Below are 18,992 nucleotides of genomic sequence, written 5' to 3'. Positions count from 1 at the left end.
CCCCGAAACGGACATTCATCCGTTCCGGGGCGCTCTCCACGAACCTTAGGTTCCACTTAAGGCAGAGGTAAGAAGGGCCTCAGGAACCGGCCGGGTCAACGTTGTCGGGCGCGGTGGAGGTCGCGGAGGAGGGCGATCTCGGCTCCGTGGTGCAGGAGTTCCTGGTTGACCCACCACACGATGTCGATGAAGGGTTCGTCCGCGTCGCCGCCGTGCGGGTAGGTGCAGTACCCCACGGTGTCGAGCGCGGTGTCGTCGACGCTCAGCAGGGCCTTCCGCCAGGCGGTGGCGGCGGCGTCGAATGCCGCGACTGCCTCCGTGACGTCCCCGGTGACGTGATAGTCGTCCCGGGTCAGCGCGTGGCTGCCGGCCGTGTGGTCGGCGCGCAGGGTCAGCATTTCGCTGAGGTGACTCAGGCGCCACGCGATGGTGGTGAACGGCGGCGGCCAGGGGTGTGGGTAGGCCGCGGCGTCGCGCCCCCAGTCGCCCGTGCCGGCCAGGAAGGTCGCACGCTGCCCGGGCCCGTCCGTACGCCGCCGCACCGACCAGCAGTCCGGTACCGGCTCCCAGAGGTACTCCTCGCCGGTCATGGGGCCGACCTTGGTGTCCGTTCCGTCGCCGCTGTCCATGACGGGTCCCGTCATGCGGTCGGCGAGGCGCTCGCGCGCGAAGTCGAACTGCTGGAGCAACGGGGCCAGGCGAGGCGGGATCACGATCACTGAATCTCCTGTGACGAGCTGCGGGGTCCTCGGGGGCGATCTTCTGACGCGCAAGCCTCTCAGAGCCGGGTACGCCCCGCGTCTCACTTTCCGAGAGCCCTCGCGGGCCGCCGTGGCGGTCGAATGGAGGCGGACCCGGACCCCGGACCCCGGCCCCGGACCCGGACCGGCGGACCCCCCCCGTCAGCGGACCGCCACCACGACATGGCTGTGGCCGAACTGCCAGACGGATCCGGCCTGGGTGAATCCCGCCTCGCGCAGGAGCGCGACATGGCCGGACAGCGTCAGGTCGTTCCCCTCGCACTCGGGATGCCGGCCGCGGTCGTGACCGGTGAGGCGGGGGGCCAGTTCCGGGTCGGAGGCCGCCTCCGCCCACCAGGACTCCCAGTCCTCGCTGGTGTCCAGGTGGCGCTCGGTACGGAGCCGTCCGATGTGGAGGGCGAGTTCGGAGACACGCGTCGCGTCCGGGCTGATGTGGTCGCCGTTGACGAGCACGCCACCGGGGCTCAGCCGGCCCGCGAGTTCCCCGTAGACCCGCCGCAGGGACTCCTCGCCCAGGTAGTGCAGGGCGGTCGCCGAGACGGCCGCGTCGATCGGGCGGTCCAGGGGGAGCGCGTCCATCCAGCCGGGCTCGCCGATCACCGCCTCGACGTAGCGCAGGGCCGGTCCGTAGTGGGAGCTGCCCAGTTCGAGCAGGAGGGGGTCGGCGTCGACGGCCACGACCTCGGCGTCCGGCAGGCGGGCCGCCAGCCGGGACGCCAGGGCCCCCGGGCCGCTGCCGAGGTCGAGGACCAGCGGGGCGGGCCGGCCGAGAGTCACCTGCTCGACGACATCGGCCATGACCGTGAATCTCTCCTCGCGGTCGACCGCGTACCGCTGCTGCTGGTTCTCCCAGCGTTCCACCCACCGCGCTGCCGTCATCGCCGTCATCGTGCTCATTCCCACAATGGAAATCATTGCAGACTGGCGAGGGCCGTGAGTAACTCTTCGACCTCTTCAGGCGTGTTGTGTACGTGGAGACTCACGCGCACCGAGCCCTCCTTCTCGCCGCGCCCCGCCTGGCAGTGGCCGTCGGAGCGCACCATGATGCCGTGGCTGAAGAGGATGAACCCGAGGTCCTGGGCGTCGATCCCGCGGTGCCGGAAGGTCACGATGCTCGTACGCCGCTGCACCTCGGACGCCGCCGCCAGGCTTGCCCGGCAGCCGAGGACCTCGTACGCGGGCATCCGGCCCAGCGCGTCCGTCAGGCGGGAAGCCAACGCCCCCGTCCAGCGTTCGATGCGGCCGGTTCCCGTGGCGTCCAGCCAGTCGATCGCCGCCGCGAGGGAGGCGATACCGACGGTGTTGGGGGTTCCGCTCCAGCCGCCCGGCCGGAACGCGGGCCCTCGCCGCTGGCGGGCCCAGACCGCCCCGACACCGGGCAGGGCCATGGCCTTGTGCCCGGAGAAGACGACGAAGTCGACGTCGAGTTCGGCCACCGATACCGGGAGGTGGCCGACGCTCTGCGCCGCGTCGAGGCAGATGGGCAGCCGCGGCCCGACCACCGCGCGGATGCGGTCCACGTTCATGTCCACCCCGTAGACGTGGTGCACGTGCGTAGCCGCGACGAAGCGGGTCCGCGGGTTCACGAGCGCGGCCAGTGCGACCGGGTCGTAGTCCCCGGACCCCGCCTGGTACGGGAGTTCCCGGACCAGGACGCGGATGCCCTGCCGGGCCAGCAGCTCGCGCGCCTCCAGCCACGGCGACAGGTTCGCCTCGTGGTCGGCGAACGGGACGATGATCTCGTCTCCGTCCGCGAGCAGACCCGGCAGCCAGTCCAGCGCGATCGTGCGCAGCCCTTCCGAGGTACCGCTCGTGAAGTGCACCGAGGACCCCTCCGGATCCGGATCGCCCAGGAACTCCTTGATCCGGTCGCGGGTGCTCCGCACCAGCGCCGTCGTCGTGTTGGCCCAGGGGTACGAGCCCCGGCCGGCGTTCGCGTTGGAGGTGACGAGGTAGCTCTGCACCGCGTCGAGGACGGCCTGCGGCTTCTGCGCCGTGGCCGCGCTGTCCAGGTAGGCCAGTTCCGGATGGGCGGTGATGATCGGGAACTGGGCGCGCAGCGGGAGCTGCCAGGGAGTGAGTTCGGCTATGTCTTGAAGGGGATCGGTCTGAAGGGGATCGGCCATGTCACTCACGCACCAGTGGTGCGCCCGCGTCCCGCCAGGCGATGATGCCGCCGGCCAGGCTGCGTACGTCCGGATGGCCCATGCGCGTCAGGAGTGCCGCGTACCGGGCGGACTTCTCGCCGACGGGGCAGGCCAGCAGGACCGGTTGCTGCTTGCTGAACGGCAAGCCACCACGCAGGAGTTCGTCGAAGATCTCGTCGACGATGTTGACCGAGCCGCCGATGTGGAGGGCGGCGTAGGCGAACGGGCCGCGCAGATCGACCACCAGGGGGCGCTGCTCCTCGATCCACTTCTGCGCGTCGCCCACCTCGATGACCGGCGCGCTCCGCAGCTCGGCATCGGTCAGGGTGGCCACCGAGTTCCGCACCGGAGGCCGCCCGAACAGCTCCGGTCGCCGCTGCCGCACGTAGCCGAGGTAGCTCTCCGCCCGGTCGCAGACGATGAAGACGGCCGTCCTGCGCTCCGGCAACGCCTCGTCGAACGCGCGTAGATGACGTACGGCACCCTGGTACGCGGCTCCGCCCGTCGGCCCGGCGAGCATCCCGCAGCGGCGGATCAGCGTCAGCATCCCGTCGATGGCGTCGTCGGCGCTCACCGGCTCGATCGTGTCGTACGTGGCCGGGTCGAAGAGGCCGACCTCCTGCACCTCGTCGGCATTGCGGATGCCGGGGACGAAGTCCGACTTCTGCCCGACCAGTCCGACGACGCGCACCCCCGGGTCCCGCGCCCGCAGTGCCCTCGCCACCCCCGTGGACGATCCCGCGGTGCCCACGCAGGCGATGAACCAGTCGGGTGCCCGGCCGTCCAGGTCCGCGATGATCTCGGGGCCGGTGCCCGAGGCGTGCGCCTCCGCGTTGCGGGCGTTGAAGTACTGGTCGGTGTGGAGGTGGGCGCTGCCGGGACGGCCCAGCTCCTGGTGGAAGCGGGTCAGGGGGTCGTCGGGATCGGTCGGGTCGAGGCACTCGGTCTGTCCGGGCAGCTCCTCGATCTCCGCGCCCAGGAGCAGGAGCAGCTCCTTGACCTCCGGTATGCGCATGCGGTTGGTGACACTCTTGAACGGCAGTCCGTGGAGACCCGCGATGAGAGTCAGGGCCTTGGCGGTGTTCCCGCTGGACAGCTCCACGATCGTCTCGCCGCGTTCCTTGGCCCCGGCCAGGCCCTCGCGGACCATGTTCCAGGCGGGCCGGTCCTTCAGCGAGCCGAAGGGGTTGAGCATCTCCAGCTTGGCGTAGAGGTCGATGTTGCGCAGGCCGTGCACGGCCGGGTCGATCCGGACCAGCGGGGTGTTCCCGATGGCCTCCGTGATGCTGTCGTACCTCATGCCTGCTGTCCCCCCATGTGTCCGACCGGCCAGTACTGCTCGTCAAGGCACCAACGCCAGGAATTCGCCTCCTCACCCGCATGGACGGCGACTTTGCGTGCGACGGGCTGCTGTTGCGCCCGCGTGGCGGTGAAGTCCATGCAGTAGCCGGCCGTGTTGGCGAAGGCGAGGAGATCACCCGGCTGCGGCAGTCGCGGCAGGAAGACGGCTCTGCGGGTGATCAGGTCCGCCTCCAGGCAGAGATTGCCCATGAGGTGCACCGCCACGGGTCCGTCGGCCCGGGAGGCTCCGGCCGCCCCGGAGGCCCCAGCTACCCCGGCCGCCCGGGGGGTCGCGCCGTCGCGAGGGAGGAGCACGGGGTCCATGAGGACCCCGTGCTCCTCCAGGCTGACATCGCCCGCGTTCATGGCGAGGCGTACGAGGGGCTCGGCCGCCTCCGTACGCCGTACCTCCAGGACTTTGCCGAGCGAGAGGCCGCACTGGTCCGTCAGGGCCCGGCCGGGTTCGGCGTACAGGTCGGTGAGGCTCTCCAGCAGCAGGGTGCCCAGGGGGCGCCCCAGGCTGGGCGCGGGTCGTGAGAGCAGCTCGTCGAGGTAGGCGGCGCCGGCGATCGGGCGGTGCGCCGGGTAGAGGCTCAGCGAGCCCCGGAGGGTGCCGTTCTCCACGCGCAGCCCGTAGCCGTGGCCGCCCCAGGTCATGGGCGGGCGCCTGCCCATCACCGCGTGCGTGAGCTCCGTGGTGTAGCGGTCCCACTGGTCGCCGCGGGCCAGGTAGCTGATGCCGAAGCCGCCGCCGACATCGATGGCGCGCGGCTGGAAACCACGTATGCGTAACTCCTCCACAGCCCGCAGGCAGCCTTCGAGCGCGGTCGTCTTCTCGTCCAGGCTGGTGGTGTCGAGGTGGTAGCCGACGCCGATCGGATCCAGCGCGTCCTGGTGGCGTTCGAGGGTGTCCAGCAGGCCGTCCAGGGACTTGTAGGAGGTTCCGAAGCGGCTGCGGCGCGAGAGCGTCCTGGTGCCCGAGGTCTCGAAGCCCGACAGCCGCAGCACCACCCGGAGCCGGGGCAGCCGGTACGCGCGGACGAGGCGGGCCGCCTCCTCCAACTCCGAGGCCCCGTCGGCGTTGACGGTGACTCCGGCGCGGGCGGCGAGCCACAGGAACTCGGGGTCCTTCGGTCCGGTGACCATGATCCGGTCTCCGGTGAATCCGGACCCGAGGGCGTGCTGCAACTCGCCTACGGACGCGGCGTCGAGAGCGGCGGAGGACGACGCGAGCCGCCGCACCAGCGCGCTGGAGCGATTGGCCTTGTGCGCGAAGAAGATCTGGCCGGCGAGCTGGTGACGGCGCAAGACGGAGCGGAAGCGCTCCGCGTTCTCCGCCATCTGCTCCGGCAGCACGATGTTGAGGGGCGAGCCCAGGGCGTCGACGAGCGTGTGGAGGAACGACGCCGACTCCAACAAGGACGCCAGACGTGGTTCCAGGCGCGGTTCCAGGTACAGCGGTTCCAGGTACAAGGGGGCGTTGCCCATCCCAGCTGTTCCTCCCCGGCGAGGAATGCGGACCCAAGTCAGCAAACGGCCATACCACCCTAACCGTTGGCGGGCTACTTGGGGCGGCCCTGACGAGGAGGGACTGCTTCATGACCTCGGACGGCCGGATAGGGACGATCAGAGGGGGCAGGCGGGGGTTCAGGCGGTGCGGTGGTGGTCGGCGAGGGCTTCGGCCGCCGCGCGGTGGCCGACGCTCGCGAGCACGGGGTTGGTGACGCGGTAGTAGTGCTCCGCGGTGAGCCCGAAGCACAGCGCCCAGCCGCGCCCCCGGGCCCATGTCGCGTCGTCCACTCCGACCGACGCGCGGAACAGGTCGCGGGTCCCGGCGGACAGGAGCGTCCAGGCGGCCATCGTGTCGCACGCGGGGTCGCCGACGCCCACCACTCCGAAGTCGATGACGGCACTGAGCCGGCCCTGCCTGGCCAGCAGGTTTCCGGGCAGGAGGTCGCCGTGCAGCCAGACGGGTGCCCCCTGCCACTGGGGAAGCCGGAGGGTCGCCTCCCACGCGGCCGTCGCGGCGGCCGCGTCCACCGTCCCGTCGGCGCCCAGGTCCCGGATGGCGGCGCGGACGCCGCCATCGCGCGTACTCACCGGCCCTCCCCGAAACGACCGCGGTGCGCCGGTGGCGTCGATCCGCCGCAAGGCCGTGATGAAGCGGCCCAGCTCGACGGCGGCCTCGTGCGGCTCGGCCACGGGCTCGTCGAAGAGGTTCTCTCCCTCGATCCAGCGGTACACCGACCACGGGAACGGATAGCCCTCGCCGGGAACACCGGCGCCCAAGGGCGCCGGCACGGCGAGCGGCAGGTGGGGTGCGAGGTGGGGCAGCCAGCGGTTCTCCCTGCCGATCTGATCGGCGGAGCCGGGGATGAGGGGCAGGCGCACGGCCATGTCGCCGCCCAGCCGGTACATGGCGTTGTCCGTGCCGGCGGAGCGGACCTTGGTGACGGGAAGATCCGCCCACCGCGGGAACTGCGCGGCGATCAGCCGGCTGACGAGCACCTCGTCGATGTGGACCTCGTCGGCATGCATCTTCGACCCGGACACCGATCTCCTCTATTGTGGATCATGGAGATCGGAGCATATCGGCCTCCTTGGAGGCGGCGCTCAGCATTTCGGTACCAGTCGGTGGCCTGAAATATACTGTCTGTATGACTGACACGTCCTTGCCTCCTTGTCCTGAATGCTCCAGCGCGTACGCCTACGAGATGGGCGCGCTCCTCGTCTGCCCCGAGTGCGGGCACGAGTGGCCGCACTCCGCCTCCGACGAGCGGGTGATCAAGGACGCGGTCGGCAACGTGCTCGCCGACGGCGACACCGTGACGGTCGTCAAGGGCCTGAAGGTCAAGGGCAGCACGTCCGGCATCAAGGCCGGCACCAAGGTGCGCAACATCCGCCTCGTCGAGGGCGTCGACGGCCACGACATCGACTGCAAGATCGAGGGGTTCGGCCCCATGCAGCTCAAGTCCAGTGTGGTCAGGAAGGTCTGACCGTCCCTGCCGCGCAGGGTGGGGGGACTGCCGCGCCGTTCAGGTGGGGCGGGTGTAGCGGGCGTTCTTGATCCAGATCCGTTCCAGTCGGACCCGGGTGCCCGGCCGTGGGGCGTGCCAGATTTTGTTGTGGCCGGCGTAGATTCCCACATGCCCTATGGTCGCGCCCGAGGGGAAGAAAACCAGATCACCCGGTGCGCGCTGGTGCCGCGGGATGTGGCGGGTGTGCTCGTATTGCTGATCGGCAGTGCGTGGCAGCACCCGGCCGGCCTTGCGGAAAGCGTAGAGCGTAAGGCCTGAGCAATCGAATCTCCGGGGCCCCGTCGCGCCGTAGGCGTAGGGCGAGCCTTTCTTGGAAGCGGCGATGGCGACCGCTTTGGCGCCGTATGGCGAGGCCGCCTCGGCCGAGGTGGGGGGACTGGTCAGGAAGGTCCCCAGTATGAGGATGAAGACGAGTGGCGTGGCTCGACGGCGGGGGTTCCGGCGGTCGTTTGAGGCTTTCGGTTTGTCCATCCTGACGTAGGGCATGCGTGGTACCTCCGCATTTCAGGTGCTGGAACTGCTCCTGGTGAGATGTCCTGTTCTCGGTTACATGCGTGCGGCCCTCGACGACCGACAAGTTTTCTCCGGAGACTCGGCAATTGCCGGTATCGGACACGGCGAAAAATGTATCGGTTAGGTAAAGGAAGTCCGGGATTATCATCGTTCTCCCTTCCCGAGCCCCCAGGGTGCCCGGAGGGCCGAGATCGAACGGTGCGGGGGTACGGCCTCTTGCGCGACCGCCGCTGAGCCGCTTTCGTGACCCCGGTCACCGCACGGGCGAACGGGAAGGCGGCCACAGATGGCGGACACCACCCAGATCGGCACCGGGGAGAGCGAGAACCACCGGCCAAAAAAGGCGAGTTGGCGGCACATCGGCCCCGGAATCGTCGTCGCGGCGACCGGAGTGGGCGCCGGTGACCTCGTGGCCACACTCATCGCGGGCGGGAAATTCGGCTACACCCTGCTGTGGGCGGCGGTGATCGGCTGCCTGGTCAAGATCTCACTCGCCGAGGCCGCCGGCCGCTGGCATCTCGCCACCGGACGTACTCTCTTCGACGGCTGGCGCAGCCTCGGCTCCTGGACCACGGTCTACTTCGCGGGATACGTCGTCGTCTGGGGCTTCGTCTACGGCGCCGCCGCGATGTCCTCCAGCGCCCTCCCGCTGGCCGCGCTCTTTCCGGACACGATGGATCTGAAGGGATGGGCCGTGCTGTGCGGCCTGGTGGGTCTGGTCTTCGTCTGGTTCAACCGGTACGCCGTCTTCGAGAAGGTCATGACGGTCCTGGTCGGGGTGATGTTCGTGGTCACCGTCTATCTCGCCGTTCGGGTCACGCCCCATCTGGACGACGCCCTCGCCGGACTCGTCCCCGTCCTGCCGGACGGTTCACTGGTCTACACGCTCGGCCTGATCGGTGGCGTCGGCGGCACGATCACCCTCGCCGCGTACGGCTATTGGGTCAACGCCAAGGGCTGGACGGACACGGGCTGGATGAAGGTGATGCGGCTCGACAACCGCGTCGCGTACATCACCACCGGCGTGTTCGTCGTGGCGATGCTCTTCGTCGGCGCCGAACTCCTGCACTCCTCCGGTGTCGCGCTCGCGAAGGGCGACAGGGGACTGCTCGATCTGAGCGGCGTCCTGGAGGACCGCTATGGAACGGTGACCGCCAAACTCTTCCTGGTCGGCTTCTTCGCCACGTCCTTCACCTCGCTGATCGGCGTGTGGCACGGGGTGAGTCTGATGTTCGCCGACTTCATGTCGAAGTACCGGCCCCGGCTCGTTCCGGTCGGCACCAGCCGTGAGAAGTCGCTGCCGTTCCGGGCGTACCTGCTCTGGCTCACCTTCCCGCCGATCAGCCTGCTCTTCCTGGACCAGCCCTTCGGGCTCGTCATCGTCTACGGGGTGATCGGCGCGTTCTTCATGCCGTTCCTGGCGCTCACCCTGCTGTGGCTGCTCAACTCCTCGCGCACGCCAGCCGATTGGCGCAACGGACTCCTGAGCAATGTGATGCTGGCGGCCGCCGGGCTGTTGTTCGTCGTGCTGTGCGTGCAGCAGGTGCGCGAGCTGCCCTGGTAGTTGGCGGGCTGGTGGGCCGGTGACGGCCGGCGGCCTACGGGGCTGGTGGCGGAGGTACGGGGTCGCCCGCCAGTCGGACCGTGCTCAGGATGCGCATGACGAGTTCGTCGCTGACGGCGCCGGGCACGCCCGTTCTGCCGTAGAAGTCCCAAGCGACGAAGTCGCCCTTGGAGTTCTTGAAGCCGAAGGCGATCGCCTGGCCCTCGCCGGAGCATGAATCGGTCTGCTTGGCGCCCTCGGAGTGCGCCTTGACGTAGCTGCCCCGGACGCCGGACTTGGTGGTGTACGGCACCGGCTTGTCCCATTTGACGGCGGCCTTGTCCGGCTGGGTGTACGCGGCGTAGACCCAGCTCGTCGCCGTCTTCTCCGCGACCTCGTCGGTGTCCTTGGCGCCTTCGGCGCCCTTGGTGCCGGCGGAGGCGAGCCCGAAGTCGTCCACCGTGCCGTCGCCGTCCGCATCGACGCTGCACCACTTGGACTTGTAGAAGACCGGTGCCGTGTGCCCGATGATCGTCTTGCCGGGATCCGCGTGGTCCGAGTAGCCGCTGAACACGGTGGGGGAGAGGACTTCCCAGTCGGCCGGGACGTCGAAGGCGGTTCCGTGCGCGGGGTTGACCACGGTCTTCCACCCCGGGATCGTCGCCTTCACGGCGCCGGACCCGTCCGGTGCCTGGGGGCTGGAGGCGGGTATGCCGCCCTTTCCGTCGTCCTTGAGGAGCACGCCCCCGGTGACAGCGGCGGCGATGACGAGCACGGCGGCCGCCGCGCACACCGCCACGACGGTGGCGGTCGGCTTCTTCCGGCCGTTGCGCGCAGGCGCAGGCAGGGGAGGGGGAGGGGGCGGGGGCGGCGGCCCGAACGTGCCCATCGGATACGGGGTCCCCGGAGGCTGATTGCCGGGCCGCTGCCCGAAGTCCGGCTGCTGATAAGGGTTCTGGCTCACGTTCTGCCGGTCCTGCCCGTCCCCGGGCGTCTGCTGTCCTGGCCACATGGCGATCAACGATAGGCTCCCTACCGGCCGAACGACAGGATCGCGTGGTCCACCTTCTTGGGCTCCGGGCTCTTCACCCGGCCGTTGAGCAGGAAGAGCCGCCCGCCGGCCCAGGTCAGGCGCACACCGTGAGCGTAGAAGACGGATTCTGCGCCCTTGGCGGCGGCCGGGCTCTGCAGGATCACGTGCGGGTCCCCACCGGTCGGCGGGAGCGTCGCGATCGCGCCCGCTTCCCCGGCGCCGGGCTCGATGTACACGAGGATCTTGCCGTCCTCGACCGCCAGCGGCCACACGGTGCGTCCCTTGGGTGCGGCCGAATGCCATTTCTCTTGACCGCTGTTCAGGTCGAACGCGATGACCTCGTCCGCTTTGTCGATGCCGAGACTGGCGCCGGGCTTGCCCCCGGCGATGTAGAGCGTATCGCCGTCGACCACGGCGCCGTCGCAATAGTGGAGGCCGTTCGTTCCGTCGCCCCAGCCGTTGCACCGGCCGGTGACCCCGAATTTCGCCTCGTTCTGCGAGCGGATTTTTCCGTCGGCGCCGAAGGCGGTGATGTTCCACACCTTCTGCTCGGAGTTGTAGGCCGCCATGACCAGGGGGTCCATGGAATAGACCCGGCCGAGATTCCATCCCTTTTCGTACGTGTAGCTCCACTTGGGCGTGCCGCTCGCCGGGTCGAGTTCCTGGATCATGACCTGGGAGCGGCCGGCCGGGTCCTTGGCGTCGGGACAGTTCAGCAGGCCGATCAGCTTGGCGCCCCCGCCGAAGCCCGTGGGATAGCAGTTGCCCGTCTTCGACGTACCGAACAGCTTTCTGCCGTCGGTGACCGAGAAGCCGCTCACGATGATCGACCGGGCGACGGTGACGGTATCTCCGCTGATCACCATCCCGAACTCGCGTGTGGAATCACGGGAGTTCTCCGGCGGTACCTCCACCTTCCAGCCGGCCTTGCCCGTGGCGAGGTCGATCTGCTGAAGATGGGTGCAATAGGCCTCCGCGCTGTCGTTCGCGCGGACGCCGACGACCAGTTTTCCGCTCGCGGTCGGGGCCTGGGGAACTCCGCACAGCGGAGTCTCCAACGCGACCTTCCACTTCTCCTGGCCGTCGGCCACCGCATAGGCGGTGACCTCCTTGAACATGGCCTTGACCACCACGTCGCCCACCCGCCACGGGCCGTACTGACTGGCCCCCGCGCCGGGCAGCTCGGTCTTGTTCTCTGCCAGCCAGACCCGCGCCTCGCCCGCCTTGATCCCCGCATTGGGGTCGTAGCCGTCCGAGCCGCCGCCCGGGCCCTTGCCGTCGCCCTGGTCGACCGAGGGGGAACCGGATGGCACGGCCGATTCCGTGCCCTTGGCCGCCGGCTCCCCGGGCTCGTCGCGGCCGGAGCCGACCAACGCGTACACGGAGCCGCCGACGAGCAGCAGCACGCCCGCGACCAACGCGGCGATCAGCACGGCGGGTCCGCCCTTGAACGGGTTCCTCCTCCCCCCGCCGGGGGCGGGCGGCGACGGAGGTCCGAACTGCTGCGGCTGCGCGTACGGGTAGTCGGGCGGGGGCCCGAAACCGGGGGGCGGCGGCGCCTGGTAGCCGTAGGGCGGGCCGAAGCCGGGCTGGGCGGTGGGCAGCTGCGGCGGCCAGGCGCCGGGCGGCGGGGTGGCACCCGCGCCCTGGTCGCCGTGCCACTGCGCATCAGGGTCCGGCAGTTCGCCGAAGTCGCGACCGGTCATGGGGCAAGTGTGTCCGGTGAGACAACCGTTCTGGAACAGATTTCTAGACGAGTTCAGGTCGTCCGATCCGTCATCCGGCCCCGGCGATGGCAGTACGGGCGGGCCGGCACGCGCTGACGGCTGCCGGGGCGTCCGCCGCGGACGCGGTCGTCCTGGCCACCACGTCCCCGGAACGGATCCTCCCGGCCGGGCCCCGGAAGTCGCGGCGCGGCGGGGCTCGGGCCAGGTACCGGCGTTCGACCTCGTCTCGGGTTGCAGCGGTGGTGTGCGGGCGAACCAGCGCATCCTGGACGGCCTCACCGCCGAGTTGGGCCTGGGGATCGACCAGCACCCGATGGAGGGTGCGCGTCGGGTACCGGGCCCGGGCCGCGCTACCAGAACGGCGTGTCCCGCCGGCGCCGTTCCCGGTCCACCAGGGCCTGCACCGCGGCGTGGGCCGCGGCGGAGCGGGCGGTGAACGAATCGGGTCGCGGCGGGGCGGGGATCGGCTCGCCGATCGTGACGAGCCACTTCGAGGGCAGCGGGAAGACTGGGGCGCCCGCCCGGACGGCGGTGACCGCGAATCCGGGGCTGGCACGGCGTCTCACATCAGCTGAGTGGTCCCGCGAGGTGCCGGGGGAGGCGGGCTGAAATACGATGGGTGTGGCGCACGGAGGTGTGCGATGAGGCATGACACGGGGGTGGATGTCGAGCGGCTGCCGGCCATGTCACGCCAGGCTCTCGATCAGCTGTTCCACATCAGCCCAGCCGGGGAGATACCCGTCGGTGAGACGCGCGGCACGGTCCTTCTGGGGCGCGGTGCCAGGGTGTCGAAGGCGGCCGCCGGGCTCGTGCGGCTCCTCGCGTGGAAGGGCAAGGTCTTCGACGCCGATCGGGGTGAACTGCGCAACAGGCTCACGCCGTTCGGGGTGCCCGCGATACGGGCGAAGGTCTACCGGGGCCCGAGTTGGTTCGACGACAAGGAATGCACCGTACTGGACTACTCGCGGACCTCGGTCCTCGCGCACCGGATTCGTGACGAGATTCGCGAGATCGCGCCCGGCGTCCACCTCGGGATCGTCTACTGGGGGCAACGCAAGATCCTCAACTTCGTTCTGCGCGCGCCCGGTTCAGCCGGACCACCCGGACCATCCGGACCACCCGGTCGATCCGCGAAGAGGAGGACGCACCAGATCGCCGTCACCATCCGGGCCGTCGTGCCCCCGGACCACGTGGCCGACGTACAGGAGCTCCTGACCGAGGCCAACCGCAAGGGCGCCGCGGGCGAGTTCATCCCGTTCGCCGAACTGGCGGGCGTCCACTTCGCGCGGCTGGTCCTGGTCCCCCAGGGGACGGACCACGCCGGTGCGGAGATTCCGGCGAGCATCGTCTACATGAGCGAGGTGGACGCGCCGCTGGACGCGCATCTCGCCGACCTGGCCCGCAAGGCCGGCGCCGGACTCGGGAAGGTGTTCGGGCACTGCGAGGGCTATCCGGCCGGCAGCGTCTCGGACCGGGCGCGGATCGCATGGCTGCGGGCCCACCGCGTTCCCAGCTCGGCCTTCTACGTCAACACCGTCGGCCGGGGGCTCCACCAGATCCGGCAGGAGGAGCGGCTGCGCGAGGCGATCGAGGAGTTCCTCGACCAGCACGGCCCCGACCTGTCCGGTCGTAGCCCCGCCGACGTACGAACCGCCATCCAGAGGTACGTCACCGGCCGCGAAGACCTGGCCTGGGCGCGCTCGCCGGCGCCGCCGCCGGATCTGCGGTGGCGGATCAGGCAGGCGGCGCACCTCGTGGCGGTCCCGTTGGCGGCGCTCGCGCTCCTGCCGGTCCTCGTGTTCGTCCTGCCGGTCTGGGCCGTACTGGTGCGGTGGCACGAGTGGCGTGACGTCCCCAGCCGGGAGCGCCCCGGCCGGGACCACGTGGCCAGGCTCGCCGCCTGCGAGGACTTCGCCGCGCAGAACCCCTTCACCGCGGTCGGGCTGGTCAAGCCCGGCCGGTTCAGGCTGGCGACGCTGACCGGGATCCTGTTCGTCGTGGACTACGGCGTGCGCCACCTCTTCAACCGGGGGAACCTCGCCGGCGTCAAGACCATTCACTTCGCCCGCTGGCTGTTCCTCGACGACAGGCGGCGCGTGATCTTCGCGAGCAACTACGACGGCAGCCTGGAAAGCTACATGGACGACTTCATCGACAAGGTCGCGTGGGGTCTCAACGCCGTCTTCAGCAACGGGCACGGCTATCCCCGCACCCGGTGGCTCCTGCGGGACGGCGCCGAGGACGAACTCGCCTTCAAGCACTACCTGCGCTGCCGCCAGTTGCCGACGGAGGTCTGGTATTCCGCGTACGACACCCTGACCACCCACAACCTCGACACCAACGCCCGTATCCGTGCGGGCCTCTTCGCAGAGCTCGGCCCGGCCGAGACCCAGGCCTGGCTCGCCCTGCTCTAGTGAAGGGCGTGACCTGATGGCAGTACCCCTGGAACTCGGCGACATCCAGGGCATCGTCGCCCGTGGCTACAGCACCTTGAAGTCGGCCTCCTTCCTGCTGCTGGCGGTCGACGACCCCGCGGCCGCCCGTCCCGCGCTCGGGAGGCTGGCCCTGCGGGCGACGAACGGCCGCGCGGAGCCCTCGGAGACGGCCCTGAACCTCGCCTTCACCTCCGAAGGCATGCGGTGCCTGGGGCTGGAGACAGCCGATCTCACCGGGTTTTCCCAGGAGTTCGTCTCCGGCATGGCCGAAGCCAACCGCTCCCGCCTCCTCGGCGACGTGGGGGAGAACGCGCCCCGGCACTGGCGATGGGGCGGCCCCGACACGCCGCCCGTACACGCCCTCGTCCTGCTCTACGCCCGCGACGAGCGGCTCCTGGAGCGGCTGGAGTCGCAGGTGCGCCAGGACGTCCTCGCCGACGGAGCCCTCACCGAGGTCGCGCGGCTGGGAACGGCCGAGCTGACCGACCGCGAGCCCTTCGGCTTCCGGGACGGCATCTCCCAACCGCTGATCGAAGGGCTGTCCAAGGCGCCCGCCGGCGACGGGGCCGTCAAGGCCGGCGAGTTCGTCCTCGGCTACACCAACGAGTACGGCCTGCTCACGGACCGGCCGCTGCTGCCCTCCTCGGACGATCCCGCCGGCCTGCTGCCCCGCGTGCCGGGCGGCGGCGAGGCGGATTTCGGCCGCAACGGCAGCTATCTGGTGCTGCGGCAGCTCCATCAGGACGTCGAAGGGTTCCGGAGGTACCTCGAAGACGCCACCCGGCGCCCCGACGGCGACCCCGATCCCGAGGCGCAGGGCGCGCTGGCGGCCCGCATGATGGGACGCTGGCCCAGCGGGGCGCCACTGGTGCACGCGCCACGGCACGACGACCCGAATCTCGCCTCGGACAACGACTTCGGCTACTTCGCCACCGACCCGGACGGCCTGAGCTGCCCGCTCGGGGCCCACATCCGCCGCGCCAATCCGCGGGACTCGCTCGATCCCGACCCCGGATCGGCGCGGTCGATCGCCATCGGCCAACGCCACCGGATCCTGCGCCGCGGCCGCGCCTACGGGCAGGCCGACACGGGAAGCGGCGCGCCGGAGAGCGGCCTGCACTTCCTCTGCCTCAACGCCAACCTCTCCCGCCAGTTCGAGTTCATCCAGCACACATGGCTGAACAACCCCCACTTCAACGGGCTGTACGACGGTCCGGACCCGGTCGTCGCGCCACGCCAGAACCACCGTTCGACGTTCACCGTGCAGGCCAGGCCGGTACGCACCCGCTACCGCGACCTGCCGCGGTTCGTCACCGTCCAGGGCGGCGCCTACTTCTTCCTCCCCGGATGCCGGGCGCTTCGCTACCTCTGCGAGTGAGCGCGAGCGCATCACGTCAACCTCGACTATCGTCGTATGGAGTAGGACAATTCCCCCTTCGAAAGGGGTACTGGCCATGGACGCGCGCTCAGTTGCGCGATACAGCCTGGCTGGAATCCGTCTGGTGAACGGTGTGGCGGCGCTACTGGCCCCGCAGGTGGTGGCTCGTCGACTGGGGGCGGACGAGACCCAGCCGGCCTTCGTCTACGTCCTGCGCATGTTCGGTGTGCGCACCGTGGTCATCGGCGCGGAGCTGCTGCTCCTCAAGGACGCGGACAGGATCGCCCAGGCACTGCGCGTCGGCACGTTCATCCACGCCAGCGACGCGCTGTCGGCCGCCTCCGCCGGCCGGTGCGGCACTCTCTCACCGCGCGCGGCGGCAGCCGCCACAGCGATCTCGACGGTCAATGTCGCCCTCACGCTGGTGGCCCAGTGGCCGCGGCGGGGTCCCCACGGCTGATCACGGGCACCTGATCCAGGGCACATCGCATTCGAGGCCGGAAGGAATTCCACCATGCGCAAAGAATCCGATGGCTCCGGCTCCGGCTCCGGCACCGGTGCGTCGTTCGTGGAGCTGTACAACAAACTGGCGCTGGCCGTCGACCACAAGGTCGGCTGGCAGCATCTGCCCACGCCGTTCGGCCTGTTGACCCTCATGGGCCTGCGCAACAACCTGCGCCGCAAGAACCTCCACGACACCAGCACCTACCCGGCGCAGAACCTGCCGGACATCGAGCCCCCGTCCGCCCGGCACCTCACCGAGCGCACCGCGGACGGTACGTACAACGACCTCGACCATCCGCGCATGGGCATGGCGCGGTCGCGGTTCGGCCGCAACGTCCCACCGGAGGAGACCTTTCCCGAGCCCGAGCCGCGGATCCTGACCCCGAGCCCTCGGGAGGTCAGCCGAGCCCTCCTCACCCGGCACGAGTTCATCCCGGCCGAATCCGTCAACGCCCTCGTGGCCTCGTGGCTCCAGTTCATGGTCCGCGACTGGGTCAGCCATGGCCAGGGCGCCATCGACCATCCCTGGCAGATCGAGCTGGTGGAGGGCGACCCGTGGCCGGCCCCGCCGATGCTCGTGCCTCGAACCCTCTCCGACCCCACCCGCCCGGAGGGCGGCGACGGCCTGCCGCCGACGTTCATCAACGAGCACTCGCACTGGTGGGACGCGTCCCAGCTGTACGGCAGCGACCTCGCGACGCAGCGCCGGCTCCGCTCGGGCGAGGACGGCAAACTCCGCGTGCCCCGCAACGGCTCGCTGTTCCCCGATGACCCCGAGCTGGATCCCGCCAACACCCCTGGGTTCTGGCTGGGCCTCCTGATGATGCACTACGTGTTCATCCTGGAGCACAACGCCATCTGCGACCGGCTGCGCAAGGAGTTCCCGCACTGGTCGGACGAGCAGATCTTCCAGCGAGCGCGTCTGATCAACGCGGCGCTCATCGCGAAGATCCACACCGTGGAGTGGACGCCCGCCGTCCTCAGCCACCCGACGACCGTCACCGCACTGCGCGCCAACTGGTACGGCCTGCTGGGCGAGCGGGTCCAGCGGGTGCTCGGCCGGATCAGCGACAACGAGGTGCTCAGCGGCATCGTGGGCGGCCGTACCGACCACTTCGGCGTTCCGTACGCGCTCACCGAAGAGTTCGTGGCGGTCTATCGGATGCATCCGCTGGTACCCGACGACTGGAGCTTCCGGTCAGCCGTGGACAACTCGCCGCTCCAGCAGGCGAATTTCCGGGAGCTGACGGGTCATCACGCGTACGAGCTCTTCGGCAAGCACGGTCTGCCGGACCTGTTCTACTCCTTCGGCACCTCGCATCCCGGCCTGGTGACCCTGCACAACTACCCCAAGTTCCTCCAGGAGTTCCAGCGGCCGGACGAGAAGCTCATGGACCTGGCGGCCGTGGACGTGCTGCGGATCCGCGAGATGGGCGTGCCGCGGTACAACGAGTTCAGGCGTCAGCTCCACCTCAAGCCCGCCGCCGACTTCGCGTCGCTCACGGACAACCCGGTCTGGGCCGAGGAGCTGCGACGGACGTACGACAACGACATTGAAGCCGTGGACCTCATGGTGGGCCTGTACGCCGAGCCCCGCCCGAAGGGCTTCGCCTTCAGCGACACGGCCTTCCGGGTCTTCATCCTCATGGCGTCGCGCCGCCTCAACAGTGACCGGTTCCTGACCAAGGACTACACGCCTCAGGTGTACACGCAGACCGGTCTGGACTGGATCGAGAACAACAGCATGGTCAGCGTGCTGCTGCGGCACTTCCCGGAGCTGCGGTCGTCCATGCGGTCGGTGGACAACGCCTTCGCCCCGTGGAAGACGCTCGGCGCCGGCCCGTGAGGCTTCCGCCGCACCGGCCCCGCGCCGTGGGAGGTGGGCCGATGTGGGCAACTTCGTACCGGACCCGGCGCGCGCGGCCGCCGAGATGGTGCGAGTGGTCCGTCCCGGCGGTTGGGTGGGCGTCTACCTCTGGGATTACGGCGAAGGCGGTATGCGGGCCATCCGCGCCTTCTGGGACGCCGCCCGTGCCATCGACCGGCGGGCCCGCGCCCTGGACGAGGCGGCCAGGTTCCCCTTGTGCGGCCTGACGCCGCTGCGCGAGCTGCTGATCGGCGCGGGCCTCGATGAGGTGGAGGCCCGCGCGATCAACGTGCCGACAAGGTTCGAGGACTTCGACGACTACTGGAGTCCGTTCCTGGGAGGGCAGGGGCCGGCTCCCGGCTACCTGGCCTCGCTCCCCGACGGCCACCGCGCGGAGCTGCGCGAACGGCTGCGTACCGCTCTGCCCCGGGCGGCCGACGGGTCGATCGCCCTCACGGCTCGGGCGTGGACCGCACGGGGACGGCGGCGCCGCGCACGTGGATCTCCCTGCTGAAGGCATGCATACAGGGGGCGCAGTAGCGCTCCGCTTCGGGCTCGACCGCCGAGGGGGCGGCCTGGTCGGGGCTGAGGTGGGATCCGCACAGCGTGCTGAAGGTCGTGTCCTTCGCTATCACGTGCCAGAGCAGCTGGCATCGGTCGGCTGTGGACTCGGCGCGCATCTCGTACATGGGCGTACCTTTCCGC

The 18,992-nt window shown here is 70.0% G+C and carries 18 protein-coding genes; 7 read left to right on the top strand and 11 right to left on the bottom strand.

The annotated features are described in order from the left end of the window. Positions 1–95 precede the first annotated feature (95 nt). The 6 genes from MTF65_RS04115 to MTF65_RS04090 form a co-directional block, all read right to left on the bottom strand. Complete coding sequence (locus MTF65_RS04115; RefSeq protein ID WP_243627305.1) at positions 96–716, bottom strand: DinB family protein; 621 nt, start codon at positions 714–716, stop codon at positions 96–98. A gap of 186 nt (positions 717–902) precedes the next feature. After that, positions 903–1,658 (bottom strand): trans-aconitate 2-methyltransferase, encoded by a 756-nt coding sequence (locus MTF65_RS04110; protein ID WP_243626810.1) that lies wholly within the window; start codon positions 1,656–1,658, stop codon positions 903–905. Between the two features lie 14 nt (positions 1,659–1,672). Continuing rightward, on the bottom strand, positions 1,673–2,887 hold the full coding sequence (locus MTF65_RS04105; protein WP_243626809.1) for an aminotransferase class V-fold PLP-dependent enzyme: 1,215 nt from the start codon (positions 2,885–2,887) through the stop codon (positions 1,673–1,675). A gap of 1 nt (position 2,888) precedes the next feature. After that, a complete protein-coding gene (locus MTF65_RS04100) occupies positions 2,889–4,208 on the bottom strand; it encodes a pyridoxal-phosphate dependent enzyme (RefSeq protein WP_243626808.1) in 1,320 nt (439 codons plus the stop codon). Continuing rightward, on the bottom strand, positions 4,205–5,737 hold the full coding sequence (locus tag MTF65_RS04095) for a Y4yA family PLP-dependent enzyme (protein ID WP_243626807.1): 1,533 nt from the start codon (positions 5,735–5,737) through the stop codon (positions 4,205–4,207). Before MTF65_RS04095 ends, MTF65_RS04100 begins: the two co-directional genes overlap by 4 nt. A 159-nt stretch (positions 5,738–5,896) precedes the next feature. Beyond that, a complete protein-coding gene (locus tag MTF65_RS04090; protein WP_243626806.1) occupies positions 5,897–6,802 on the bottom strand; it encodes an aminoglycoside phosphotransferase family protein in 906 nt (301 codons plus the stop codon). A gap of 104 nt (positions 6,803–6,906) precedes the next feature. On the opposite strand from MTF65_RS04090, the gene MTF65_RS04085 reads away from it, so the two are divergent. Continuing rightward, complete coding sequence (locus tag MTF65_RS04085) at positions 6,907–7,245, top strand: zinc ribbon domain-containing protein YjdM (RefSeq protein WP_243626805.1); 339 nt, start codon at positions 6,907–6,909, stop codon at positions 7,243–7,245. 39 nt (positions 7,246–7,284) lie between these two features. Here the strand turns inward: MTF65_RS04085 and MTF65_RS04080 are convergent, their stop codons facing one another. Further along, positions 7,285–7,773 (bottom strand): C40 family peptidase, encoded by a 489-nt coding sequence (locus tag MTF65_RS04080; protein WP_243626804.1) that lies wholly within the window; start codon positions 7,771–7,773, stop codon positions 7,285–7,287. Positions 7,774–8,086: 313 nt separating this feature from the next. Here MTF65_RS04080 and MTF65_RS04075 point away from each other — a divergent pair, with 313 nt between their 5' ends. Continuing rightward, positions 8,087–9,364 carry an Nramp family divalent metal transporter gene (locus tag MTF65_RS04075; RefSeq protein WP_243626803.1) on the top strand — a complete coding sequence of 426 codons (1,278 nt, stop codon included), beginning with the start codon at positions 8,087–8,089 and terminating at the stop codon, positions 9,362–9,364. A 34-nt stretch (positions 9,365–9,398) separates the two neighbouring features. Here MTF65_RS04075 and MTF65_RS04070 read toward each other — a convergent pair whose 3' ends face one another. The 4 genes from MTF65_RS04070 to MTF65_RS04055 all read right to left on the bottom strand — a co-directional run bounded on the left by MTF65_RS04070 (position 9,399) and on the right by MTF65_RS04055 (position 12,669). After that, positions 9,399–10,307, bottom strand: a complete 909-nt coding sequence (locus MTF65_RS04070) for a hypothetical protein (protein WP_308407098.1) — start codon at positions 10,305–10,307, stop codon at positions 9,399–9,401. 68 nt (positions 10,308–10,375) lie between these two features. Next, positions 10,376–12,082: a PQQ-binding-like beta-propeller repeat protein gene (locus tag MTF65_RS04065; protein ID WP_243626802.1), complete on the bottom strand. Its 1,707-nt coding sequence runs from the start codon at positions 12,080–12,082 to the stop codon at positions 10,376–10,378. Between the two features lie 70 nt (positions 12,083–12,152). After that, positions 12,153–12,413, bottom strand: a complete 261-nt coding sequence (locus MTF65_RS04060; protein WP_243626801.1) for a hypothetical protein — start codon at positions 12,411–12,413, stop codon at positions 12,153–12,155. Between the two features lie 40 nt (positions 12,414–12,453). Further along, positions 12,454–12,669 (bottom strand): hypothetical protein, encoded by a 216-nt coding sequence (locus MTF65_RS04055; protein WP_243626800.1) that lies wholly within the window; start codon positions 12,667–12,669, stop codon positions 12,454–12,456. A gap of 75 nt (positions 12,670–12,744) precedes the next feature. On the opposite strand from MTF65_RS04055, the gene MTF65_RS04050 reads away from it, so the two are divergent. From MTF65_RS04050 to MTF65_RS04030, 5 genes are all read left to right on the top strand, one after another. After that, on the top strand, positions 12,745–14,517 hold the full coding sequence (locus MTF65_RS04050; protein ID WP_243626799.1) for a hypothetical protein: 1,773 nt from the start codon (positions 12,745–12,747) through the stop codon (positions 14,515–14,517). A 16-nt stretch (positions 14,518–14,533) separates the two neighbouring features. After that, positions 14,534–15,916 (top strand): Dyp-type peroxidase, encoded by a 1,383-nt coding sequence (locus MTF65_RS04045; protein ID WP_243626798.1) that lies wholly within the window; start codon positions 14,534–14,536, stop codon positions 15,914–15,916. A 124-nt stretch (positions 15,917–16,040) separates the two neighbouring features. Then, a complete protein-coding gene (locus MTF65_RS04040; RefSeq protein WP_243626797.1) occupies positions 16,041–16,376 on the top strand; it encodes a hypothetical protein in 336 nt (111 codons plus the stop codon). 54 nt (positions 16,377–16,430) lie between these two features. Continuing rightward, positions 16,431–18,266 (top strand): peroxidase family protein, encoded by a 1,836-nt coding sequence (locus tag MTF65_RS04035; protein WP_243626796.1) that lies wholly within the window; start codon positions 16,431–16,433, stop codon positions 18,264–18,266. Positions 18,267–18,309: 43 nt separating this feature from the next. Beyond that, complete coding sequence (locus MTF65_RS04030) at positions 18,310–18,801, top strand: hypothetical protein (protein ID WP_243626795.1); 492 nt, start codon at positions 18,310–18,312, stop codon at positions 18,799–18,801. Positions 18,802–18,992 lie beyond the last annotated feature (191 nt).

Source organism: Streptomyces sp. APSN-46.1 (assembly GCF_022815725.1).
Taxonomy (GTDB): Bacteria; Actinomycetota; Actinomycetes; order Streptomycetales; family Streptomycetaceae; genus Streptomyces.
This window is presented reverse-complemented; position numbering and strand designations above follow the sequence as displayed.